This window comes from Desulfotomaculum copahuensis (assembly GCF_001655685.1).
Classification (GTDB): domain Bacteria; phylum Bacillota; class Desulfotomaculia; order Desulfotomaculales; family Desulfovirgulaceae; genus Desulfotomaculum_G; species Desulfotomaculum_G copahuensis.
Window position 1 is genome coordinate 1 of sequence record NZ_LYVF01000201.1, and the last position, 15,071, is coordinate 15,071.

Here is a 15,071-nt window from a genome sequence, read left to right on the forward strand (position 1 = left end):
TGAACGCAGGCCAGTTCGGCGGCTCGCAAATGGGCTCCGCCGGCCAGTGGGGTTCCGGCCAGCTTGCCAGTCAGGCCGGACAGTTCGGCGGCACTTCCATGAACGCGGGTCAGTTCGGCGGATATCAAGGTTCTCAGGAACAAGGGAACCTGTACTCGACAAACTATACCGGCGGCATGCTTACAAACAGCTAAAGCCCAGTCCGGCGGGGCCTGCAACAGGCCCCGCCATTCTTCTTATTATCACAACAAAACCACATGCAATTAGACAATATAGGCCCCTTAACAATTTCCACCTTTTTTACTATAATTTAAACAGGACAAGCATTAAGGAGGTGGAATTTTGGCCAAGGTGATACGGGAAGGGGCTTCCTTCAGCCAACGTGAAGTGGTGGATTTGCTGGTCGAGTTTTCATCCTTCAAAGACCGGGTGGAAAAAAAATTTAAGGATTTGGCCCGGGAACTGGATGGAAAGATTAATGAACATGACCTCTGGGTTAACCTTTACTTGATTTCTACCGACTATGCCGAAGAACAAAGCAACCGGAAACAAAAACAGGAAGCGCTGGTCCAAAAAGTTTCTTGAAACCGATCAGACCCTGCCCGCCGGACAGGGTCTTGACCATTACCCCCCGGGCGCAAGCCGGTAAAAAAATGACATTCCGTGCGCGCAGCAAAAAATTCCCCGCGTAGTATTCACCGCCTCAGGCCATAATAGTAAACGGGGTGTAATAAATGCTCGAAACATATGAAAGAAGGAATCCGGACACCTGGTGGGCGGTACCTGTAGGTCTTCTGATGGGTGCGGGCTGGCTTTATCTGGCCGGCTATATGTTTTATTCCCGTCTCCGGCCGCAACGCAAGGAACGCTAATTTTTCACACTCCCCGCGGCTTCCCTCTTGTACACGGGACTTTTTCATGTTATAATCCATATTGTCACGGGGGCATAGCTCAGCTGGGAGAGCGCTAGAATCGCACTCTAGAGGTCGGGGGTTCGAATCCCCCTGTCTCCACCAAGTAAATCAAGGGTTTCAGGATTTTAAGTTTACTGCATTAACGTTAATTACTGCAATCTTACTGCATTTTAACACCTCGTTAATCTTCTCCGCCGCTTCCTGCTCCAGCTCATTGGCCACATGGGCATAGAAGTTAGCCGTCACATTAAAATTGCTATGTCCTAACCGCCCCTGAATGGTTTTCAGGTTGATGCCCAGCCGCAATAACTCTGTGGCATGGGTGTGCCGGAGGCTGTGGAAAGATACATGCCGGATACCGGCTTTAACCAACAGCCTATCAAAATGCCGGGTAAAACCTCTGGGCTCGATCAGCTGGCCAAAGCCTTGACAGAATACAAGGCCTGAATCCTCATACGCCTGGCCAAATTGAAGTTTAATTTCCGCCTGCCTGGCCTTATGGGCTTTCAACTCGCACAGGACTTCTTCCGGAATGGTCACCGTCCGGACGCCAGCGTCAGTCTTTGGCTCATGGAACACCGGGCCACCTTTCGCCCGGACCAACTGCCGGCGGACGGTGATTACCCCGCGCTTCAGGTCCACATCCTCCCACTTCAACCCCAACAGTTCCCCGCGCCGTAGACCGGTTCCCAGTTCCGTGATCAGGGCCACAAAATACGGGCTCTGCTGGGCCACCTGCAGGAAGCGCTGTATTTCTTCTGTGGTGAGGTATTGGATCTCCTTCTTGCTCTGCCTTGGCGGGCTTGTAGCCTCCGCCACGTTCCTTATCACAAGGCCTTCTTTCATGGCCTGCTTCAATGCAGCGCCTAAGAGGAAATGCAGGTAGCGCACCATCCGGGGGGATAGTCCACCGTCCTTGCCGTCCGCCCGGCCACCTTCCATTTTAGCGTTATAGAAGGCTTGCAGATCACCCGGCAGCAGCTTCTGAATGGGCTTATCCCCCAGGCCTGGAATGATATGAACACGAGTCAGGATTTCATAGTTTTGGTATGTGGTGTCCCTGACGGACGGCTTGACGTAGACATCAAGCCACCGGGCCAGCCACTCCCCCAGGGTAACCCTGGCAGGCTCCACAAAACTTCCTGTGGCCTTCTCATGGCTTACCTGTGCCAACCAGGCGGCAGCCTCTTTGCGGGTCTTGAAGTATTTCGTGATCCGCTTCAATTTACCGGTTTCAGGATTGCGGCCAACGCTTGCCTGCGCCATCCAACGACCGTCAGACCGTTTGGTTATGGTTCCTTCACCGTGTCCGCGCATTGGCTATCACTCCTTATGAGCTCTTCCAGGTCGCTTTCCCGCACTCGCCACATGTTACTAATCTTAACCCCGTTTAACTTTCCAGAACGCAGCCATTTTTTTACTGTCAGTATACTGATGGACAGATACTCGGCGGCCTCTTCTGGTGTGAAGAGTTTTTCCACCATTTAGCCTCACCCCCTATCTGTCATTAATCTTACCATAACCCTTATATAACTGTCAAGTACCTATGTAAAAAAAAAGGCCAGGGGCTATCCCCTGGCTTAACTGGAAATATTTCCAACATTTTTTGTTACCCCCATTGTAATCGCCATCCGCCTTACTCTCTCAAGGGTTGCCGGGTTTTTGGTTACGTTACAAAATTTTTTCTAAATATATATACTCAGATCATACTTTTATTTATTTTATATCTAGCGGCTATATATTATAGAATTATATATATATTGTAACTTATAACTTATAAGTATTGAGAGAGTAAGGCGGATGGCGGTTACACTGATGTTACTTTTCGTTACTGTTATGCTTTCCAAATACTTTGGCCACTTTCCCGATCCTCTTATAACCACCCACCACTGGTACCTGGTTTTTAATGCAGCAAAAAGGCTTCACGTACGGCTTCATTGAGCGCCTGGACAGCCTTCAAAGCGTCTTTAAGGTTTATCATTCTTCCCACATCACCAGGTGTCAAGGAGGGATCTTCATGGACCAGAGCGGACCAAAGAACGTCTCGCAAAGCAATAAAACTGCCATTCTCCAGCTGGACAAGTGCTGCCTCAGCGCTGCCGTATTTCTCTTCAAGTAATGCCAGACTTTCTACTGTCAGTTTTAAGTTTTCAAACATTTCAGCACCCCCGAGGTATTACGTACAAAGATAGAGCCGCTCGAACATTGGCCGGCATACCGTCTGATTCATCAGCCGAGTAAGAGTAATCTCCCAGCTGCTCCCGGGTAATGGCCGGGTCTATCCGGTTATACCGGGCGGCAACCCATTCAAGGCAGGCCTGTCGTATATCAGCAGGCACCGATGGAGTATCTGGACACATCCCGGCGGTATACTCCACCTTGTACCGCTGCCGGCCGGCCTCCCAGCCTCCGCCAAGGTAGAGGTAGCCCCTGCCGGCATAGGTCAGGAATCCAGTCACCGGCAACCCTGTGGTCAGATCAGTCACCACCGGCGTCCCCTGGACGGGATACCGGCTCAGGAAGAGCAGATCTCCACCACCAGAGTCCAGGACATCCACAACAGGTCGGGCCACAAACCAGCGGCCGGTATAGGCTTCAATCCGGGCCGACAGGTTTGTAATTAGCATATCCAGGCCAGCCGGTAAGGTGTCCAGCTTCAAGTATAATTGCGCCTCAGAAGTAGTCACCAAGTCGTAGGTGTTCATCTACCCAGCACCCCCCTTGAATGTGCTTGCTGCAATTGCCAAAGCTCCCGGGCTATCCGGGGGATATCTTGATCATTTCGTACTTGCATGTTTTGGATGTTTATTGTCAATCCGCCGATGCTGTTTGCTTTGTTCAGAGGAACTACCGCCTCGGGGCCAGCTTCTCCCACACCAATTATAGAAGGCTTGTTAAAAATTCCGCCTCGAGCATACCAATTTACGTCCACGTCAGGAACAGGCACACTAATTCCGGCAATGCTTTTATGGTCTACTGAAAAGTTAAAATGCGGCATTGGTATGTGGATTGATCTTATGCCACTGGCAATGGCCTGAATGATCTGCTTGCCCCAGCTATAAGCCTGTGATGGAATGGATTGGATATAGCTCCATATGCTCTCCAGTCTACCTCTTACCGTGCTGTAAAGATTAGCCGTTGCACTCGAAGCGGCCGATGTAATGCTGCCCCATATATTGCTAATTCCGGATTGTATGCCATTCCATACGGTTAAAGTAGTTTGCTTGATGGTATTCCAGTTTACACCTAACCTCTGGCCCAGGAGCACCGACCACCCGGCAGGGCCGACAGCTAACAGCAGTATGTCTTCGCCCCACTTTTTGAAGAAGTCTTTTATACCGGTCCAAACATTTGATGCCAGGGCTTTAATGCCTTCCCAGGTTGAGGATAACTTTGTTTTTATGGCATCCCAGGCTTCCACGGTCACATTTTTAATGGACTCCCATGTGTTTACAAAGAAGCCTTTAATCGGTTCCCAGCTCTTATAAATAGTAAAGGCCAGGGCTGCCACAGCAGCGCCGGCGGCCATGAATGGAAGTAATGGCGTCATAGCGCCCCAAATAGCAGTACCAGCCGCGATAAAGGCAGGAACCAATGCTCCTGCTATTGCTCCGGCGATCATGGTTATTTTGAGTTGAAGATCAGGCGGGAAGAGTTCAGCCAATGCGCCTTTTAATCCTTTATCCTGCAACAGGGAAGAGATTCTATTCAACGCGTCAATAGCCCCGGCAAGTTTATCCTTTAGGTCAAAAGCCTTTATTATCTCCTGCCCTACCACGACCGATGACATGCCTATACTGTCCATCAGGTTTGACCACATCCCGGGAAGTGTTTCGGATTGCGCTTTCATCATGTCATGGAAGCGTCCACCCTCACCGGTCATGCTCTTAAAGGCTCTTTCCAGTTGTGGGAATCCTACCTTGCCGGACTCGACCAGCTTCTTAACTTCACCCTCAGAGACGCCGAATTGTTTGGCCAATTCTCCAATGATCGGGATACCACGACCGGTTAATTGGTCGATATCCTCAGCGAATAACCGCCCCTGGACTCTGGCCTTGCCGTAAATCTCAGCGATTTCATCTAAAGGAGCACCGACACCAGACGCCACATCTCCTATTGCCCGCAATGTGTCCTTCATCTTGCCGGCTTCGATGCCGAAGGCCAATAAGGATTTAGCGCTCTTCTGAATCTCCGGAAACTCAAAAGGTGTTTCAGCACCAAACTTTTGCAAGTCTTTCATCAAGGCTGAAGCTTTTTCAGCGCTGCCCAGCATGGTCTTGAAGGCTACTTGCGTTTGCTCCATCTGCCCGGCGGCTATAACTGATTTTGTGCCAAACGCGGCAATACCAGCCGCCACACCCGTCAAGCCGGCGGCAAGCATCTGGGAGGAAGGAAGAGCAGCTTTAAACGAAGAGCTCATCTTCTCCCCTATCCCTCGGATACGACTAGTCGCATCATCTAGGCTTTTCTTGAAGCCGGACATATCAAGGTTAAGCTTGACAAACATACTGCCTATTTCCATTACCACACCTCCTTCAATGGGCGGGCCAGGACATAAGCCCTGGCCCATTCTCTATGATTTAGCCTAGGCAGCCGCCATTTTGAGAATGCGACAGGCATCCGTCAGAACCACCTTGGCGTCAGTCCGTTTGATGGCACGGAAGGCAGTCAGGTCTTGCTCGAAGTACCGGTCAACAGAACGCTGCACTTCCAGTCCCTGGCGGTCCACGATGTAATAGGCCCGGGCCAGGTCACCGAAGATGATCACATCTTTGGAAAGGCCAATAGCGTCCACGTTGCTGGACAACACCACCGGACGGCCCAGCAGAGTGTTAGGAGCAGTCCCGGCCAGGCCGGACACCAGTAAGTATTGTCCCTGAGTGTCTTTCAACTTGCGCAAGACGTTCATGGTGGCCGGATTCATTACCCACACCGCATTGCCGCGATAGGCTGGCGGCAGGGCATCATAGAGATTGATTACCTCATCCGGGGTGATCGTCGCACCGCCAGCCGTGGTCAACCGGGTAATGCCAGCCTCGGTCAGCAGGCCCTTGGGCTGTCCGGTACCGGTGCCCTTGAAGAAGGCCAGGTCTTCGATAGCGGCAATCTTTTCAGCGAACAGGCCGGCCAGCAGGCTTTCAACGGCCACTGCGCTGTCTGCCAGCAGTTCATTGGATACCAGGGTCATAGCGCCAAGCTTTTGCGGGATGAACTCCACCTGGTCAAAGGCCGGGTCGCTGGCGGCAATGGCCGTTGCCTCAGTAGTCCATGCTGCCGACACGCTGGAAGTCAACCGGGGCATCTTGACAGAAGCTGTGCCGATGCCGATGGTCCGGGCCAGCTGGCGCATAACGGACTGCTCGTTCAGCTTACGAATCAGTTCCGCCAGGAAGGATTCAGGGGCTAGATAACCGCCGGCAGTAGTCGTGCCAACAGTCATATTCCGGACATCGTATTCCCGGCCGCGCAGGTAAGCTTCAAAGGCCGCCCGCTGTTCGTCTACACCAGGGGTGATGATGGCAGCTGCCGGGGCAGGCTTTGGCTGTTCAGTTAATTGATTTTCCATGTTACGAATCCCCTTCGCTAAATTAAATTGTTCGTTGCGCTCTTCGTCGGTCAGTTCGGCTTTCTCCAACAGGGCAGCATGCTGTTTCCGCAGTTCGGTTAATTGCTGGCGAATTTCTCTTTCATTCTGGGTCATATTAGATCCGCTCCTTTTATTAATTGATGTCCCGCTGTATGCGGGCATGGAAACGATGGATACTTCCCTCAGGTCGGCATCCAGTACTTCCCTGACATTATCTTTCCACTGGTCCTTTCTACAGATAAACCCAAAGCTCATACTTGTAATGTCGCGCCGTTTTACACTAGCCACAATGTCTTTACCAAATGTGGTCTCCACATTAGGCTTGATTTCAACCAGCAGACCGTTAGCGTCTTCCCGTAAGGAAAGAGTGCCGTTGGCCACCCGGCCAATTACCTTACCCCGGTCGTGGTCAACCAGGGCCAGGACGTCTTGACCGTCTTCAAGACTTCGCTTGAAGGCACCGGGCTGTATCCTTTCATTGAAAGGCAGCCCCGTGGAATTTTCATTGAATTTTGCTGCATACCCGGTTAACACCGGTTCCAGGTCGTTACCCTCCAACCGCATTTCAAAGCGCCTTAACTCCACTTATGTTCACCTCCCTTACTGGTGTTAATGTGCAAGAACACCCCAAATGAAGAGGTGGTCGTAGCCGTGGTTGACGGGCCGTCAGATTGCGCGACATATCGCCCTGTGGGCCGGGGATCGCTTCGCCTTTGGCGATGAAAGGCTCACTGATACTCACAGTTTTTCCATCCAGCTTCCGGCAAAACTCACATGCTCCGGCATGCGCCTGCCATTTAATTTTAGTGATTCCCGCTTGCTGGTAGGTTTTCAGCTTAGTTTCATTCAGGATATTAGCACTCTCTAATGCGGCTATCTTCCCGGGCCGGGTTGACTCCATATCGGCAAATGTCTGGTCAAGCGATTCAAGGATTGCCTCTTCATTACCTGCTCTTAATGCAGGTTGTATAGTTGCAAGACTGATACTGGCATGTCTGGCCGCGTAGGAGGCCGTCAGGGCCGCGATAAACTCACTCCAAAGGGAATCACCCCAGGGGCTTCCCTTAACCTCTTGTAGGGCATCCTGGTGCGTCTCAGAGGCAATTGCCGTAAAAACGGGTGAGAATTCTTCAATTATCCAATCAATATTTTGGTAGTAATCGGTAATTCCGCTTTCAGCATCCCGGTTACCCAGGTGCTTTTCAACTATGGCCATAATGTCGGTTCGTTCTTTGGTGATCACCTTTTTGGCCACGGCTTCTATTTTGTCCTTAGGCTGTTTCGCCCTGGTTTCTATAGAAGCAGATTCCCGTACCGGCTGCCCTTGTAAGGGAGGCAGGTTCTCCCGCTGGCGGACTTCGTTGGCGGTCATAAAACCGCTGGCAATAGCCATCTGATAGGCTGTATACCGAGTTTGTGTGTCCGTCCGTAACAGGCTGTCAGTAAGAAACTCCACAAAGAATCGTTGCCGCTCAGACGGGGTGAACAGTTTCAAGGTCAAGGCTTCTTCCAGTCTGGTTAAAAAGGGCTGCAAGGAGAACGTCAGAAACTCCAGGCTTTGAGTTTCCACATTGGAATATGTTCCCCGGGCTGTCGGGTCTAGCAGGTGAGGCGGTATCCGCAGCGCCGCTGCTATGGTCCTCATGGCAAACTGCCGAGATTCAATCAGCTGACTATCTCTGGCATTACCGCTGATGGATTCAAACTCAATGCCGTCCTCTAGGACAGCCGTCCCTGCCTTACCCCGGCCATAGGCTGCCTGCCAGCTCTCTTTAAGCCGCTGGGCAGCGTCTGGGTCCAGTATGCCAGCAGTCTTTAACACACCAGATGGGCGGGCAGCATTGGCGAAGTAACCGGCAGCGTGTTCCTCGGCCGCCAGGGCCGCGCCAATGGCCTCCCGGGCCACCTGCACCGGGGAACGACCGATTAGGCCATCCAGGGCCAGTAAGGGAATGTGGAGTACATCGTCTGTGGTGTAGGTCACCAGCTGGCCGGCGACCGTGTTTACCTTGTAGAGAATCGCCCCGCTGGGCTGAATATCCACCTGCACTCGGGCCGGATGTAATGGCCACAAAGCTGCCGGCCGGCCAGCATCATCCCATTGCACCAGGATATAGGCATTGCCGTAAAGCAGTAGATGCAAACCAATTTCCTCTTTCCAGGTGAACGGTGTCTGTTGCGGGTTTGGCTGCTCATGCAACAACCGGTGAACAGGATGGTTCTCCGCTCTCCGGCGGCCGTCCGTGGTCCGCTCGTAGGCCACTAGGGGCAGGGATGCAGTCAACTCAGCGATCAGCCTCACAGCCCCCATAACGGCGGGATGAGATAGGGCCGATTCGGCGGTAACCGTTACACCGGCCGTGGTGCTGCCGCCGTAGAGAGTTAACCAGCCGTCAGCATCCCGCAAGGTAGAGCGCTTCTCTTCTTTGGGCGTGAATAGCCGCTTGAAAAGGTTCATCTATTTTCCCTCCTTACACTCGCTTATCTGTCTTGCCTAAGCACTCCCGGTGATGGTTTGCCATGGATGGATTTTTGACGCCGGTTATCTCCACTTTGGTGTCACCCAGCACCACCCGGTCACCTGCCCTGATGTCTACTTCTGGGCCACAATAGAAGACATACTCCAGGGTTGTGGTCATGGCCGCTGCAATGAAGGCCTCTTGCACATTGGCCGGCCGCAGGCGTCCTTTGATGGTGACCACAGTCTGCCAGGTTGTTATGACCATACCTTCTGGATTTGTGGTGGTAACCTGCCGTTGTAGGGTAAAGGTGTTATTAAACAGGCTTCTCACAATATCATCAACCCCCGTTCCCTGTAAGGACTTTGTTTCTGACTTCGCAGCATCGCCCGGGCCATTGCATTTACCAGGGCCACGAAGCCGTCAATTCGCGCCTTACTGTCAGCCTTAACCGGCCGGACGTTGCCATTCTCATCAGGCTTAACTTCCAGGTTGCCAAAATTCCACCGGGCCACAGGGTTGCCACCGTGAACCAGGGTTTTGGCCAGAATCAGTTTTTCTATTTCCTTCATAGCCGGTGACATAGTTTTATATCCTTGTCTTACCTCTACCATTTTCAGGCCATCATCGGTCAACTGAATACTTAATTGCGTTGCGTTCCAGGGATCGAAGCCAACTTCAAGAATCCGGAATTGGTCTCTGGTCCGCTTGATATCCTCCCGGATAAATGCCTGATCCAGCACATTCCCCGGGGTTGTTTTGATAACCCCCTGCCGCAACCACACATCATAAGGTACACGGTCCCGGCGTACCCGCTCTTTCAGGTTATCCTCCGGTATGTAAAACCGCCAAAGGACGTGCCATTTGCTTAACCCTTTTTGTGGCGGGAACAGGAGGCAAAAGGCTGTTAGGTCGATGCTGCTGGATAAGTCCAGGCCGCCATAGCATTCTTTCCCTTGCAGGTCCTCTGGCACCACCAGGCCGGCGGTTGCATCCCATTTGTCCAGGCTTACCCACCGGGCGGTTTTGGTTTTTAACCATTGGTTCAGCCTTAGCTGCCTAAAGGTCCGTTCCTTTGCCGGGTTGTCACAGGCTTTGGCGAACATCTCCCGGACTGATTCTATTTTGATGGTGTCTCCCAGGGAGGGGTTAGCATTGTACCAGTTAGCCTCATCCCGCCAGTCGTCGTCTTCCTCCAGACCATAAATGACAGCGTAAAATGTCGGGTCTTTCTTTGTGCCATCCAGTATGGCCTTAGCGTACTGGTGAACCTCCCAGCCAATGGTCGTCCTGTCCGGGTCATCCCCGGCCGTGGTGATCAGGAAGAATAGCGGCTGTGTCCGGGCATCGCCGCTGCCGTCAGTTAGGACGTCAAACAAGTCCCGGTTAGGTTGGGCGTGAAGTTCGTCAAATACCACACCATGGACATTTAGGCCGTGTTTGGTGTATGCCTCAGCTGATAACACCTGGTAAAAGGATTCAGTTGAAGGAACCACAATTCTTTTTACGGAATCTATTATCTTGCACCGTTTGAGCAGGGCCGGACATTGCTTGATCATGCTCACCGCCAGGTTAAACACAATGCCGGCCTGCATTCGGTCAGCGGCCGCGCTGTAGATTTCGGCACCTGGTTCATCATCACCAAAGAGCAAGTACAAGGCCACAGCCGCGGACAGCTCGCTTTTGCCGTTCTTCTTCGGGATTTCGACATAAGCCGTTTTGTACTGCCGGTAACCGTCATCTTTAACCGTACCAAAGATGTCCCGGACTATCCGTTCCTGCCAGTCCAGCAGGTTGAATGGCACCCCCCGCCAACGGCCTTTTGTGTGCCTTAGGTTCCGGATAAAGGTTACAGCCCGATCGGCTTTGCTTTCGTCATAAGACATGTGGCCTCCCTGCTTTCAGTAATTCATCCATAGGATCGCCTTCCTCTTCCCGGGCCACATCCAGGCCGCTCCTGCTTTGCGGGTCAAGGCCAAACCGGGCTGCCCACTTCTGCAAGGCTGACCGGTACTCCCGGGCAATCTGACAAGCCGGGTTCTTCACTTTGCCGCGATCACCTTCAACTAGGATGCCGCGCTCCTTGATGTCCCGCTCCGCTTCCTCCAGCCTGGCCAGGCATAGGCAGTAATCCGCGAAGGCCTGACCGTCAACCTCGGTCAGTAGCCCCAGCTTTTCCAGCTTCGAGGCCATCTCCTTCCAATGCCGCTTTGCCTCCTTCGGCAGCCATGCCGGGCATTTAGGTGCTACCGGCTTCGGCTTCGGCTCGTTCTGGGGAAGAGGTCGTTTGCCCGGATTGCCTGTAATAATTTTCAAGGCAGTAGGTTTCTTATTCATAATAGTTCCTCCTTGCAAAAACAGAAATCCAAACGCGATTTCTTTTTTGAAGCCCCGTGTGCGGTTCTCTGGGGCCGTGGCTAGAAAATAGCTCCCCCCATGCTCCAATTTACTCCTGATTGCTCAGTTTCTAAGTTTTAGAATTATCTCAGGGCCTGCCTTCGAGTGCAGCCGATCATGGCAATTTCCACAAACAGGCAACAGATTGCTTGCGCTGTTACTGCCACCATCCGCCAGGTGAACCACGTGGTGTGTTACTGTGGCTGCCGAAAGCCTGCCTTCCATCTTACAAACAACACAAAGGGGGTGATGCTTTAGCACCCATGCCCTGGCCTTCTCGTACGAAGCGTTATACCCCCGCTGTCTGGCCGTACCGCGATGAGCTGCATCCTGTTGCCTGTGAGCCTTCACATGCTCCCGGCAGTAACCCTGACAGCCCGGTGCCTGCGCATCAGGACACCCGGGCCAGCGACAGGGGGAGGGAGGTTTGATCGGCATCTATACCACCACCACGGCGATCGCCTTTTTCTTAGCGTCCTTACGCTCTTTGCTTTCAACGACCATAAACTGAACAGCCATACCCTCTCGCAAATTCTTGAATGGCTCTAAACAGCTCAGGGCATGGAAGAATAGATCAGTGCCGTTCGCTTGTCTAATCCACCCAAAGCGCTTTTTCGCATGAAGGCTGATGATTATTCCGTTTGCGATTTCCATTGCTTACTCACACTCCTCTAAGGCTTCCAGCCTGATTTCCAAATCCTGCACTCGGTCAAGTAGGTCTTGCAGTAATAAGCTGGTAATCTTCTCCATCTGGTATTTCCTTCCCCACAAACAAAAGCCTTCAGCTGAATTTTCATGCTCATGCTTCAGGCAGTAACCAGCGCCCAGGCCTTTCAGGTTGATATGCATATGGTCTCTCAATATCACATCAGTCAACTCCCTGTAATGCTTGCAGCTTGAACAAAAGTTTTTCATTTTGTGATCCTCCTTTTAATTTTCATCGGAGATGTACACCGATACCATAGGGCTTAAGTGCCGCTCCCATACCCGATGTATATAATTTTTTGCATACTCTAATTTGGCAAATTCCGCGATCACCATCCGGTTACCATTAGCTAAATGTGCATTGACATAGCATGGGCCATCAGAATCCCCTGAAACGCTCAACCTGTTGGTCTCAATTAAATTCAGCCCGTCTTGACTCAGAACTATCATTTTCAATCCTCCTTTTAATTTTTTAGCCTATAGGGAGAGCCAAATAGGCGAATTAGGCCTCAGCCCTTGATATCACTGGATTTTATTTGATTTAGGCATGAACGAAAGTAGGCGAATCAGGCCTCAGCCCAATAATCACAAGGGATGAGGGTCAATTCGCCTACTTTCGCCTAATAGTAAAAACTTAAATAATCCCTTATATATCAAGGCCTCAGCCCCTATTCGCCTATTCGTGTTTCTCTATAGGCTAATTCAAACACTCAAGGAAAATGTCTTTTACAGGGTTTGGCACTTGATAGATTTTATCCCTGGTGTGGCCAGTCCTTTTCAGCTTAAAATCACTCACCAGAGCATCTAAATGCTTCCTAACAGTATTTTTGTTAAGGCCTGTCAGCCCTACAATGTCTTTTGCCTGGAACTGATCATCCACTCCATAATGCTCCTTTATCGCATTTTCAACTATATCTTGTGTAGACAAAACCCTGTTGGTGGCCTCCAAGTTTACAGCCATATCAACGTACGTTCCATTATCATCTTCCTTGTCAGTTAGTGAATACTCGAAAGTCTTAAAGTCTTTGTACCAGGAGCCTAGCGGCATTACTTTGTGGACTTCTTCTCCTGCATCAGTTTTTTGTTTCTTCACCCCAATAATGCAGCTGGCCAGCCTTAGAATAATTGTGGCACCAACTGAATCATCCATATCCATGGATACGGAAGCCTCTCCCGGTTTTGCTTTCCTGGTGTGGTGAAGTATAACCACGGCAATGTTTGATTCTCTGGCCAGCCGTGTAAATTTGGTTATTATAGGTTTCATCTCTTCGTTACTATTTTCATTCACGGTATGACAAGATCCTAGGGTATCCACAATAAGCAGGTCAGGTTTAATAGAGTTAATAACCGAATCAAAGTAGGAGTCTTTTTGGTCTAAAAAGATATTGATTTCTTTCTTCATTACGTTTTCATTGAAAACGAAAGTTAGATTATCAGGGTTAAATTCCCATCGTGCTTTACGTATCCTTGCCATTGTTCGATCTTCGCCCACGTTATCATACATTAGATATAAAACCTTCTGCGGCCTGACGTTGGCAAGACCGCCCATGAACTTTCCGCCTTTGCTTAACTCGCAAGCAGCTCTAAGCCATAACCACGATTTACCGCCTTTTTGCTTTCCAATGCAAACAGTCACATCACCTTTAGCGGATATGTCCGGTATAACCCAATCAGGGTCCTTAGTCGGTTTATTTACATCCGGGCGGGTTAAAATACTGGTTAGATCAACTATTTTTGATTCCTTCGTAGGTCCTTCCTTGACACACCCTAATGCCTTTGTGATTAGCCTTTCAATAATATCCTGACGTTGGTTCTTATCTCTTTGGCCGTAAGCGGATAGTCTGAAAAGCTTTTCCATTTTATCGGGATCACGATTAGTGTAAAAGGCTAATTCACACATCAATGCAAGGTCTGCCTCGGATTGACTGGGGTAGTTATATTCTTTAAAGTCCACTCCGCCCCATAAATCTTTAGCCTTTTTGCTCATCATGCCAATAATTTCAAAGTCTTCTAATTCATTGCCGCAATCGTTTTGTGCAACCGGTTCTGCTTTATCTATATACCTCTTATGGAAGGCATCTACCTCAGCCTGACGTTCCAATACACTCGATGGGGAATTATCAACTTTATCACCTGTCAGAGTAAGGAAGCGCTCCCGGCTGTATATCTCATAATCGCCTGTGCGGTTTCCCTTCCCGTTTAACTTCGCTCTTGTGAATATCCTGATGCCTTTTCCCGAAGGTGATATTTCGGTATAGCTATTAATATCCGATATGATTCTTAGGGCTTTATCGGATATAACTCCATCCATGATACAATTATCCAAGTCAATGCCCACAAAAGCATCATCTTTTGTAAGCACAAAGCCGATACCGTCATAACCTTTGTTATAACCTTTAACTGCATGCTCAAACGTCATCCAGTCTGCTGGATTAACGGTTGATGCTTTACTGCCACTAATCCAGTTATAGGGTATTTTGTCGATCTTGCCGTTACCTTTACGCTCAGCGCGCCAAACAACCCATTGTGAAACGTCTTTTAATTCTTGTGGTATGTTTTCTGTTCTCATTGTTATTCCTCCTTATATTCTGGCTACACCAATAGCCATAGGTTTGCCACCATTTCTGACAGACGTATCCGTCCTAACCTTATACTCCACGTTTAGGCCTTCGTTAAAACCTTCGAATCCATCCGTACCGGATATATGGAAAAATAAGCTTTCTCCATCTTCCCCCATGATAAAGCCGAATCCCTTTGATCTGAACAGCCTAAGAACGTATCCTTTTTTAGTTTCCATGTCTTTAGTCCTCCTTATATTTTTGTTACACCAATGCACATTGGTTTTCCAGCATATTTCCCTTCGGTCAATACCCTTACCGTGAATTTCACTTCCGCGCCTTCGTAAAGGCTGCCAAAATCTTCAACCCCCGATATGTGGAAAAATATTTGCTCTCCATTCCCGTCTTTGATGAAGCCATACCCAAACGGCCAAGGCCACGTCAAAGTTAA

The 15,071-nt window shown here is 50.3% G+C and carries 18 protein-coding genes and 1 tRNA gene; 3 read left to right on the forward strand and 16 right to left on the reverse strand.

The genetic code is table 11. The annotated features are described in order from the left end of the window. From A6M21_RS18875 to A6M21_RS17390, 3 genes are all read left to right on the forward strand, one after another. On the forward strand, positions 1 to 194 hold a 194-nt coding region (locus A6M21_RS18875; RefSeq protein ID WP_427854648.1), incomplete at its 5' end, for a hypothetical protein. Positions 195 to 342: 148 nt separating this feature from the next. Next, entirely contained in the window at positions 343 to 585 is a 243-nt protein-coding gene (locus A6M21_RS17385; RefSeq protein WP_066671857.1) for a hypothetical protein, read from the forward strand. A 355-nt stretch (positions 586 to 940) separates the two neighbouring features. Further along, positions 941 to 1,016 (forward strand) — tRNA-Ala (locus tag A6M21_RS17390). 15 nt (positions 1,017 to 1,031) lie between these two features. Here A6M21_RS17390 and A6M21_RS17395 read toward each other — a convergent pair. From A6M21_RS17395 to A6M21_RS17470, 16 genes are all read right to left on the reverse strand, one after another. Next, the gene (locus A6M21_RS17395; RefSeq protein WP_066671860.1) at positions 1,032 to 2,231 is read right to left on the reverse strand and encodes a site-specific integrase; all 1,200 of its coding nucleotides are present in this window, start codon (positions 2,229 to 2,231) and stop codon (positions 1,032 to 1,034) included. Further along, positions 2,204 to 2,398, reverse strand: a complete 195-nt coding sequence (locus tag A6M21_RS17400; protein ID WP_066671863.1) for a helix-turn-helix domain-containing protein — start codon at positions 2,396 to 2,398, stop codon at positions 2,204 to 2,206. Before A6M21_RS17400 ends, A6M21_RS17395 begins: the two co-directional genes overlap by 28 nt. 419 nt (positions 2,399 to 2,817) lie before the next feature. After that, complete coding sequence (locus tag A6M21_RS17405; RefSeq protein WP_066671866.1) at positions 2,818 to 3,072, reverse strand: hypothetical protein; 255 nt, start codon at positions 3,070 to 3,072, stop codon at positions 2,818 to 2,820. A 1-nt stretch (position 3,073) separates the two neighbouring features. Then, positions 3,074 to 3,619: a hypothetical protein gene (locus A6M21_RS17410; RefSeq protein WP_066671869.1), complete on the reverse strand. Its 546-nt coding sequence runs from the start codon at positions 3,617 to 3,619 to the stop codon at positions 3,074 to 3,076. Continuing rightward, complete coding sequence (locus A6M21_RS17415; protein WP_066671876.1) at positions 3,616 to 5,436, reverse strand: tape measure protein; 1,821 nt, start codon at positions 5,434 to 5,436, stop codon at positions 3,616 to 3,618. Before A6M21_RS17415 ends, A6M21_RS17410 begins: the two co-directional genes overlap by 4 nt. A gap of 63 nt (positions 5,437 to 5,499) precedes the next feature. Then, positions 5,500 to 7,086, reverse strand: a complete 1,587-nt coding sequence (locus A6M21_RS17420) for a phage major capsid protein (protein ID WP_066671879.1) — start codon at positions 7,084 to 7,086, stop codon at positions 5,500 to 5,502. After that, entirely contained in the window at positions 7,067 to 8,959 is a 1,893-nt protein-coding gene (locus A6M21_RS17425) for a phage portal protein (RefSeq protein ID WP_066671881.1), read from the reverse strand. Before A6M21_RS17425 ends, A6M21_RS17420 begins: the two co-directional genes overlap by 20 nt. 13 nt (positions 8,960 to 8,972) lie before the next feature. After that, a complete protein-coding gene (locus A6M21_RS17430; RefSeq protein ID WP_161486113.1) occupies positions 8,973 to 9,293 on the reverse strand; it encodes a phage head closure protein in 321 nt (106 codons plus the stop codon). Continuing rightward, positions 9,290 to 10,846 (reverse strand): terminase large subunit, encoded by a 1,557-nt coding sequence (locus A6M21_RS17435; RefSeq protein WP_066671891.1) that lies wholly within the window; start codon positions 10,844 to 10,846, stop codon positions 9,290 to 9,292. Before A6M21_RS17435 ends, A6M21_RS17430 begins: the two co-directional genes overlap by 4 nt. Then, on the reverse strand, positions 10,836 to 11,297 hold the full coding sequence (locus tag A6M21_RS17440; RefSeq protein ID WP_066671894.1) for a phage terminase small subunit P27 family: 462 nt from the start codon (positions 11,295 to 11,297) through the stop codon (positions 10,836 to 10,838). The genes A6M21_RS17435 and A6M21_RS17440 overlap by 11 nt, the downstream gene beginning before the upstream one ends. Positions 11,298 to 11,420: 123 nt before the next feature. Then, positions 11,421 to 11,795: an HNH endonuclease signature motif containing protein gene (locus tag A6M21_RS19535; RefSeq protein WP_078060870.1), complete on the reverse strand. Its 375-nt coding sequence runs from the start codon at positions 11,793 to 11,795 to the stop codon at positions 11,421 to 11,423. After that, positions 11,796 to 12,011: a cold shock domain-containing protein gene (locus A6M21_RS17445; protein WP_066671903.1), complete on the reverse strand. Its 216-nt coding sequence runs from the start codon at positions 12,009 to 12,011 to the stop codon at positions 11,796 to 11,798. Between the two features lie 3 nt (positions 12,012 to 12,014). Continuing rightward, positions 12,015 to 12,272 carry a hypothetical protein gene (locus A6M21_RS17450; protein WP_066671906.1) on the reverse strand — a complete coding sequence of 86 codons (258 nt, stop codon included), beginning with the start codon at positions 12,270 to 12,272 and terminating at the stop codon, positions 12,015 to 12,017. Between the two features lie 487 nt (positions 12,273 to 12,759). Beyond that, positions 12,760 to 14,631: a phage NrS-1 polymerase family protein gene (locus A6M21_RS17460; protein WP_066671912.1), complete on the reverse strand. Its 1,872-nt coding sequence runs from the start codon at positions 14,629 to 14,631 to the stop codon at positions 12,760 to 12,762. 12 nt (positions 14,632 to 14,643) lie between these two features. Then, positions 14,644 to 14,859 carry a cold-shock protein gene (locus tag A6M21_RS17465; protein ID WP_066671914.1) on the reverse strand — a complete coding sequence of 72 codons (216 nt, stop codon included), beginning with the start codon at positions 14,857 to 14,859 and terminating at the stop codon, positions 14,644 to 14,646. Between the two features lie 14 nt (positions 14,860 to 14,873). Continuing rightward, on the reverse strand, positions 14,874 to 15,071 hold a 198-nt coding region (locus A6M21_RS17470), incomplete at its 5' end, for a cold-shock protein (protein ID WP_427854649.1).

Bases quoted from the DNA above. Each gene is read 5' to 3' on its own strand.
- A6M21_RS17425 (WP_066671881.1), bottom strand. From the start codon at position 8,959: ATGAACCTTTTCAAGCGGCTATTCACGCCCAAAGAAGAGAAGCGCTCT.
- A6M21_RS17410 (WP_066671869.1), bottom strand. From the start codon at position 3,619: ATGAACACCTACGACTTGGTGACTACTTCTGAGGCGCAATTATACTTG.
- A6M21_RS19535 (WP_078060870.1), bottom strand. From the start codon at position 11,795: ATGCCGATCAAACCTCCCTCCCCCTGTCGCTGGCCCGGGTGTCCTGAT.
- A6M21_RS17465 (WP_066671914.1), bottom strand. From the start codon at position 14,859: ATGGAAACTAAAAAAGGATACGTTCTTAGGCTGTTCAGATCAAAGGGA.
- A6M21_RS17415 (WP_066671876.1), bottom strand. From the start codon at position 5,436: ATGGAAATAGGCAGTATGTTTGTCAAGCTTAACCTTGATATGTCCGGC.
- A6M21_RS17440 (WP_066671894.1), bottom strand. From the start codon at position 11,297: ATGAATAAGAAACCTACTGCCTTGAAAATTATTACAGGCAATCCGGGC.
- A6M21_RS17450 (WP_066671906.1), bottom strand. From the start codon at position 12,272: ATGAAAAACTTTTGTTCAAGCTGCAAGCATTACAGGGAGTTGACTGAT.
- A6M21_RS17445 (WP_066671903.1), bottom strand. From the start codon at position 12,011: ATGGAAATCGCAAACGGAATAATCATCAGCCTTCATGCGAAAAAGCGC.
- A6M21_RS17460 (WP_066671912.1), bottom strand. From the start codon at position 14,631: ATGAGAACAGAAAACATACCACAAGAATTAAAAGACGTTTCACAATGG.
- A6M21_RS17400 (WP_066671863.1), bottom strand. From the start codon at position 2,398: ATGGTGGAAAAACTCTTCACACCAGAAGAGGCCGCCGAGTATCTGTCC.
- A6M21_RS17435 (WP_066671891.1), bottom strand. From the start codon at position 10,846: ATGTCTTATGACGAAAGCAAAGCCGATCGGGCTGTAACCTTTATCCGG.
- A6M21_RS17395 (WP_066671860.1), bottom strand. From the start codon at position 2,231: ATGCGCGGACACGGTGAAGGAACCATAACCAAACGGTCTGACGGTCGT.
- A6M21_RS17405 (WP_066671866.1), bottom strand. From the start codon at position 3,072: ATGTTTGAAAACTTAAAACTGACAGTAGAAAGTCTGGCATTACTTGAA.